Source organism: Mesorhizobium sp. M0800 (assembly GCF_040320095.1).
Classification (GTDB): domain Bacteria; phylum Pseudomonadota; class Alphaproteobacteria; order Rhizobiales; family Rhizobiaceae; genus Mesorhizobium.
On record NZ_JAMYOZ010000067.1, the window covers coordinates 1 to 7,021 of the forward strand.

The window sequence follows — 7,021 nt, forward strand, 5'->3', positions numbered from 1 at the left end:
GGTATGCTGCTGCTGGAGTGCGGCGATCTGCCGCCTTTCACTCATGCGGTTCAGCAGGCTACCCAAATTCCTGTCTTCGACTTCACCTCGATGGTCGAGTTCTCCATCGGAGGGTTGGTGCGCAAACCCTTCACGGGCCTCATCTAAAGGCGCTTAGGTCGCGGGGGACCGTGGCTGAGGCCCGTTCCCGCGGTAAGATGATGCCCTCTTATCCCATAGCAGTTCCTTTGCTAACAGGAGGAATCCGTCAGCCCATGCAAGTAAGATGCCGGATCGGTCAATGCCCCGGTGCGGGGTTGATTCACTAACCCGAATATCTCAAAGTAAGGGTGCATCGGCCCCGAGAATCTGAGAAACTGCTTTTGCAACAAAGACTTGTCAGATTCAGGAACGGGATCCGATGCACACACACTATCTCCGAGCAGCTCGAATTTGAAGGCTTCGACGGCCGCGAAGATTCTATGGGGCGAGCGGCAAGGGCGTGGCATCCTTGGCGCTGTTGTCAAACCCACAAGGAGGCGCTTCATGTCACAATGTTTGAAGCGAGCAGGTCCCTCACCGCTCTTGACCAGAATAGCACAATCGTCGCCGTTATCGAGATGAGCCAGGTGAAGTGGTTGGTGGCCGGGCTTGTCCCGGGGCTCGAGCGCCAGCCTTTGAAGAAGCTCGATGCCGACGCCGAAGCAGTGTTGAAGCTGCTGCAACGCTGGCGCAGCGAAGCCGCCCGGGCCGGGCACACGATCAGGCGCATCGTCGCTGCCTATGGACCGGCCGCGACGGCTTCTGGCTGGCGCGCTGGCTCAGCACACGCGGCATCGAGACCTACGTCATCCATGCCTTGAGCGTCGCCGTGTCGCGCGAGCACCGCCGGGTCAAGACCGACCGGCTCGACACCAAGCAATTGCTGCGCACCACGCTCGGCTGGCTGCGCGGCGAGAAGCGCCACTGCTCAATGGCGGCGGTGCCGACCATGGAAGAGGATGACGCGCGGCAACCGAGCCGCGAGCGCGACAGGCTGGTGCGCGAACAGACCCGCCTCATCAACCGAACGAAGGCGATCCTTGTCCGCTTTGGCATCCGCTCTTTCAAGCCGACGCTGCGCAATGCCGCCGACAAGCTCGCGTACGTGCGCACGGCGGAACGCACGCCGCTGCCAGACAACACCCGCGCCTGATGGCCTGCCGGCGTCTCGAAGCGAACCTCGAGTGGCGCAGACTGATCCTCGGGACGGATTGCGGCAACGAAGCGCACCGGGGCATAGGCACCGTCATAGCCGCGCTCGCGGATCTCGCGCGTCAGGCGCACGGACGAGAGCTCGGGATAAGCTACGACCCGTCCGCGCAGATAGTCGACAAAGGGCGCGATCTTGTTTGGCCGCCCCACCTGTCGTGGCCCATAGGCGGGGAGTTCGAGCCCGCGCTCGATGTATTTGCGGACCGTCTTGGGATCGCGGCCCGTTCGTCGGGCGATCGCGGTCACAGACAGGCCTTGGCGGTGTAGATCCAATATCATCAGAAGTTCTCCAAGTTGGACCACCAGCGCCGGGCGTCGTGAACTGGATGCCGTTGTCGGTGAGCACAGTATGGATCTTGTAGGGGACAGCCGCGATCAGGCGCAGCAGGAAGTCTCTCGAGACGGCGGTGGTGGCCTTCTCATGCAACTCAACGAAGGCGAACTTCGAGGTTCGGTCGATGGCGACGAACATGTGCAACTTGCCCTGGTCGGTGCGCACCTCGGCGACGTCGACGTGAAAGTAGCCGATCGGATAGCTTTTGAATTTCTTCTTCGCCGGCTTGTCGCCCTCTACGTCCGACAAGCGACCGATGCCGTGGCGCTGCAGACAACGATGCAATGACGAACGCGTCAGGTGCGGGATCGTCGGCTGCAATGCATAGAGGCAATCGTCCAGCGGCAGCAGCGTGTACCGGCGGAAGGCGACAATGACGGCCTCTTCCTCGACAGACAGAACCGTCGACCTCGGCTCTCTCGGACCGGTCGGCAGATCGGCCACCGAGGTCCGCTCCCGCCATTTGGCGACGGTCTTCTGGTTGATCCCGTAGCGTTTGGCGAGGGCCCTCAGGCTCTCTTGACTATGTTGTATCGCTCGACGGATCGCCTCTGTCGTCGTGGCGCTCCCATGAAGAACCTGGCCCATAGTGCATCCCTTGATTCGGAGGATAAGGATGCCCCATCAAAGCCTGGTATCAAACATCTAGTATGCTGCAAGGAGCGATCACCGGCATCGTGCCAAAGAACACCCAATGACGACACCTATCATGTTAGGTAGTCCCAAAGGCAGAGGTTGTGGGTTACAACTGCGGAAAACCGCGAGATTTAAGCGGGATGGTATATGCAACACTTCGAATAGTGTAACACAGCTTTTTGCCAACAACAACCAGGATACAAACCATGAAGCTCAACAGTTACGATGAATGGTCGCAGCTCCGCGAAGTGATCGTTGGGTCTGCGGCAAATTACACTTCACATGAACGCGAACTCTCGTTCGATTACTTCTTTCTCGACAACCTCAAGGTTCGCAGCGAGTGGTATTACCCACGGATTTCGTCGGCGACTGCTCCGGACAATGAGTCTGGGCGCAAGCAACTGTCCATTAAGCAGCGATATGTGGAAGAGTTAAACGAGGACGTCGGCGGGATTGTCTCGACGCTGCAGTCACTTGGGGTGAAGGTCCATCGTCCTCTTGAACTAGACCCATCTACGACGGAAGTTGAAACTCTCGCCTGGAGGGCCGCTGTGATTCCGGCTCTCAATGTCCGCGACATGTCCCTCGTGCTCGGCGACGAGATGGTCGAAACAGCGCCGATGCTGCGCTCGCGCTATTTCGAAACGAAGCTGCTGACGCCGATTTTCGCCGACTATTTTCGCAAAGGAGCGCGGTGGTCGGCGATGCCGAGGCCTATCATGACCGATTCCTCGTTTGATCCCTCATATGCGCAACTAAACGATGGAGGGCTGATGGAATCAATCAAAAACCCAAGGTCTTCGCCCTACGACGTCGGCTTCGAAATAATGATTGATGGCGCGCAATGCCTCCGCCTTGGGCGAGATGTCCTCGTAAATGTGTCAACTGAGAACCATGCGATGGCCTACACTTGGCTGCAGCGCCATTTCGAAGGCCGCTTCAGGTTCCACCGTATCGATCGATTGACCGACAGTCACATCGACAGCATGATCTTGGCATTGCGGCCCGGCACACTGCTAATAAGGTCCGAACGGGTGGCGGACTATCTCCCGGCCCCATTGCAAAAGTGGGAACTGATAGTTGCTCCGGAACCTAAAGAGAATAGCTTCCCAAGTTACCAGAGCGATGACCTAGTCCTTACCAGCTTGTATATCGATATGAACGTGCTGTCTGTTAGTCCCGAAATGGTGATGGCGAATGTAGACAGTCCAGAAATCATTCGCCTCCTAGAGCGCCACAAGTTCACGGTCGTGCCGGTCCGCCATCGGCATCGCCGGATCTTTGGAGGTGGGTTCCACTGCGTTACACTTGACACTGTGCGGGATGGTGGTCCTGAAGACTATCTTTAGCCGGGTCCAATGAATGGTGCCATGTGACCTGATGTGGTTGTCTAATTGCAGTTGGGCATCAAGCGCGAAGTTTGTTGAGACGACGTTGCCGGGTCCATGGTTGTCTTCGCGGTCGGAATTGGTCGGCGCCCTCAACGAACCACCGAAGGATTAAAAGGTTGTGCACGATGGGGGCCAGGTGGACGAACACGCGCTTGCGAGAGTGGCGTCCGTTCGCCACCGTTTTGCGGGGAACCATCAGTTTCCACATCAAACGAGAATTTGGGTCGTGTCCCACCGGGTAGATTCTATGGGGCGAGCGGCGTGGGAGTGGGAGCACCGGTATAAACCGGCAAGGAGTAGATTGTGAAAGTCCATCACGATGAAGGAGTAGCGATCCACATTGGCCCCGAGTCATGCGCGGGTAGCCGTGAGGCTGTGCGCGAAGCGCTGAAAGAACGACCAGCATCCCTTCCCGGTAAGCGTACGCCTGTTTCGGCTAACGGCCCGTTCTTGTACGGCAATATTTCCGTTGCAAGTTGCGTTAAAGCGATCTTTGTTTAGCGGTGTGCCACGGCCGCCGCGTGCAGGGCCTGGACGAATGTTGTCAACCCTTGCGCATACTCTGGCCGTTTGAGCTGTTCGAGTTGGCTGGGCTCAAGCCAGGCGGAGTTGATGGCGATTACCACTTTGTCCTTCGGATAGACGAAGATCGCTTAACCAGCGTGGCCGTGGGCTGCGTAGACGTCCTTGTAGATCCACCAGAAATAGCCATAGCCCGGTCCCTATATCATACGATCCGTAAGGGACAAGCTGAGGCCGTTCAGGCGGCGTAATTCCAGGGCATGAGTGCCTCGATTTCGCTGCTCGGCCAGCCATTGGCGATGCGCTGGAGGGTCTGAGCGAGCCAGGCAAGGGGATCGATGTTATTCATCTTTGCCGTTTATGCCGACCGTCGAACTAGCCGAGTGCCTCTTTGACGATGGCGGTTGGAGTGTTGGAGTGCGCTTCTCCCGCCGTTTCGGCCGGAGACCAGCCGTTCGCACTCGGCATATTTCTCATGCTCAAAGGGCGTTCAGGAATTCCAGAAGCCGGTCGTTTAGTCGAAATCGTTCGGCCTTTGCGCGTTCATATGGCTTCAGCTTGGCAAGTGCGGATTCCTTCAGTTCAAGATGTGCGTGAAGATAGGTCAGCGTCGTTTCTATCGTCTCATGGCCCAGCCACAGGGCGATGACCGAACAATCGACGCCCGCCTGCAGCAGCTCCATCGCAGCGCTGTGCCTCAAAACATGGGGCGACACCCGCTTCGAGCGAAGGGTGACGCAGTGTTCGCGCGCTTTGGCGACATATTTGTTCAGCAGCGCCTGCAGGCCGTCGGCGCTAAGCATGCCGCCGTCGTGTTGGGAAAGAGAGCCGTTGCGCCCCGCTTCCTGGGCTCGTTGAGCCAGCCCCGAAGGGTTTGCTGTGCAACCTTGGTGAGCGGCGTACTTCGCTCCTTGCGGCCCTTGCCAACGCATCGCACGTGGGCACCGTGCCCAGCATCACCGAGTCCCGGTCGAGATCGATGATCTCCGAGACCCGCAACCCCGTTTGCGCGGCCAGCAAGAGCAGAGTGTGATCACGCCGTCCCAGCCATGTGCTGCGATCCGGGCAGGCCAGGATCGCTTCAATCTCGGGCCTGGTGAGAAACTGAAGCTGTCGCTTGTCGCATCGCTTGCTCGGGATTGCGAGCACGCGTTGAATCTGGGCGCGGGATTTGGACGGGCCTTTCATCGGCGCATTCCTGGAGGACCTCGAGACACAGCGATCCGCCTCAGTGAGGACCCGGAATCTCCGCCTCACGGCCATTCGGTCTTTCTTCAGATATGCGTCGTTCGAGGAGCCGGCCCAGGTGTCAACTGCGACGGATGCCTGCCAAGGCGTGTCTGCGCGAATGCAAACAGGAGCTTGCTTGTCTGCGGCGCCTGCGGGCGCCGCCTCACCGTGCGCTACACCGGCAATGGCGGGCTCTACCCTGTCTATCAATGCAACTGGAAGCACCGCGAGGGCTGACACGACGCTGCTGCTTGAGACTGTGCCCGCGGCGCCGCTCGACAGCGCCGTCAGCGCACGCGTGGTCGACGCGGTCACGCCGCTGACGGTTGAGCTCGCGCTGGCGGCGCTGACCAGCCTGGAAAAGCGCGACGCGGCTGTGGCCGGGCAATGGCGGCGGCGCATCGAGCGCGCCCGGTACGACGCCGATCTGGCCGAACGGCGCTACGCAGCCGTCGATCCGGCCAACCGCCTAATCGCCGCCACCTTGGAGACACGCTGGAACGATGCCGAGCAGTGGGTGCTCGATCTTGAGGCGGAGATGGCTAAGTTCGAGCGGCAACGCTGCGGGCCGTGACGGACGAGCAGAAGCAGCAAATCGTCGCGCTCGGGCGCGACTTTGCGCGGCTATGGACGGCTTCGACCACCAGCCCCGCGACCGCAAGCGGATGCTGCGCTTGCTGATCAAGGATATTACCCTTGCCACGGGACCGAAACCCAAGCAGCTGCAAGTGCACATTCGTTGGCAGGGCGGTGCAACCGAGACGCTGACCGTGCACCTGCCTTCAAACCGGGCTGATGCGGTTCGTTATCCGCCGGCCTTCGTCGATGAAGTTCACACGCTGGCGCAATACCATGACGACCGCGAGATCGCAGTGCTGCTTGCCCGCGACGGCAGGAAGAGCGCGACCGGCAAGCCCTTCACCGCCAGCATGATCAGCTGGATTCGGTTCAAACACGGCATTCCCGGCCCGTCGGCGCCGCCCGGGACGCTGACGGTCCATCAGGTGGCCCAACGCTATGGCGTCAGTCGGGGGGGTGGTCTATTATTGGATCGATCAGACGGTGATTCCCGCCGACAGAAAGCCCGGCAAGTCCTATGGTCTCACCATCACCGGGGTGGTCGATCAACGGCTCCGCGCATGGGTTGCAAATTCCGATCGTGTTCCCGGCATCCCCACAGCCGTTTGAACAAGGTGCATTATGAAGTCCACACCGGAATGCCCAGGGGCCGGAATTGCCCCGGTTTACCGGCCTTGGGGATTAGCTTGCGCCGCGCAGCCCGAGGCTTCCAGCGCCTTTGTTATCTCGCCATAGACACTATAGTAGCCCGGCCTGCGGCCAATGGTCCGCACCCGGTACAGTTCAGGCCGATCTGCTTATGACACCCAACCGGCGACGCCCGGTCGAGCTTCTCGGCACCCCCTTCCATCCGCTGCTCCTGCGGGCGGGGCGGCATTACAGCCGCCGGTCGAAAACCAGCAAGCTTGAGAGGTGGCTATTCCATATTCACCTCCCGCGCCGTCACGGCGCACCATCAATTCCTATATAATAGTCCATGGTTGCCCCTCGCTTGATAGTGATGGGGTGGACGCCCCCTCGACGGCATCGATGTGCCAGAATGGTGGTGTTTGACAGCCACCGTAAGAGAGGGAGCGTCCACAATGGAAGTTAACAC

General features: G+C 59.7%; 7 protein-coding genes and 3 pseudogenes. 6 read left to right on the forward strand and 4 right to left on the reverse strand.

Annotated features, from left to right (window positions below; translation table 11 throughout):
- Positions 1–533 precede the first annotated feature (533 nt).
- The gene (locus NKI18_RS33085; protein ID WP_353022039.1) at positions 534–842 is read left to right on the forward strand and encodes a hypothetical protein; all 309 of its coding nucleotides are present in this window, start codon (positions 534–536) and stop codon (positions 840–842) included.
- Positions 788–1,174, forward strand: coding sequence for a hypothetical protein (locus tag NKI18_RS33090; protein WP_353022035.1), 387 nt, complete (start codon positions 788–790; stop codon positions 1,172–1,174). The genes NKI18_RS33085 and NKI18_RS33090 overlap by 55 nt, the downstream gene beginning before the upstream one ends.
- Here NKI18_RS33090 and NKI18_RS33095 read toward each other — a convergent pair.
- Positions 1,162–1,536: pseudogene (locus NKI18_RS33095) on the reverse strand (helix-turn-helix domain-containing protein); the annotation flags it as partial. The gene NKI18_RS33090 and the pseudogene NKI18_RS33095 overlap by 13 nt on opposite strands.
- Before the next feature lie 13 nt (positions 1,537–1,549).
- Positions 1,550–2,155: pseudogene (locus NKI18_RS33100) on the reverse strand (DDE-type integrase/transposase/recombinase); the annotation flags it as partial.
- A 254-nt stretch (positions 2,156–2,409) separates the two neighbouring features.
- Between NKI18_RS33100 and NKI18_RS33105 the strand changes: the two are divergent.
- A complete protein-coding gene (locus NKI18_RS33105; protein WP_353022026.1) occupies positions 2,410–3,552 on the forward strand; it encodes a hypothetical protein in 1,143 nt (380 codons plus the stop codon).
- An 802-nt stretch (positions 3,553–4,354) separates the two neighbouring features.
- Here the strand turns inward: NKI18_RS33105 and NKI18_RS33110 are convergent.
- Together NKI18_RS33110 and NKI18_RS33115 are read right to left on the reverse strand one after the other, a co-directional pair.
- Positions 4,355–4,474, reverse strand: a pseudogene (locus tag NKI18_RS33110) (transposase domain-containing protein); the annotation flags it as partial.
- Positions 4,475–4,595: 121 nt separating this feature from the next.
- Positions 4,596–5,048: a tyrosine-type recombinase/integrase gene (locus NKI18_RS33115; RefSeq protein ID WP_353022029.1), complete on the reverse strand. Its 453-nt coding sequence runs from the start codon at positions 5,046–5,048 to the stop codon at positions 4,596–4,598.
- A gap of 97 nt (positions 5,049–5,145) precedes the next feature.
- Here NKI18_RS33115 and NKI18_RS33520 point away from each other — a divergent pair, with 97 nt between their 5' ends.
- The 3 genes from NKI18_RS33520 to NKI18_RS33135 are packed head-to-tail and all read left to right on the forward strand — an operon-like array spanning position 5,146 to position 6,728.
- The gene (locus tag NKI18_RS33520; RefSeq protein WP_502900806.1) at positions 5,146–5,583 is read left to right on the forward strand and encodes a recombinase zinc ribbon domain-containing protein; all 438 of its coding nucleotides are present in this window, start codon (positions 5,146–5,148) and stop codon (positions 5,581–5,583) included.
- Positions 5,531–5,920, forward strand: a complete 390-nt coding sequence (locus tag NKI18_RS33130; protein ID WP_353022042.1) for a hypothetical protein — start codon at positions 5,531–5,533, stop codon at positions 5,918–5,920. Before NKI18_RS33520 ends, NKI18_RS33130 begins: the two co-directional genes overlap by 53 nt.
- 52 nt (positions 5,921–5,972) lie before the next feature.
- On the forward strand, positions 5,973–6,728 hold the full coding sequence (locus NKI18_RS33135; protein ID WP_353022032.1) for a hypothetical protein: 756 nt from the start codon (positions 5,973–5,975) through the stop codon (positions 6,726–6,728).
- The last annotated feature ends 293 nt before the right edge of the window (positions 6,729–7,021 follow it).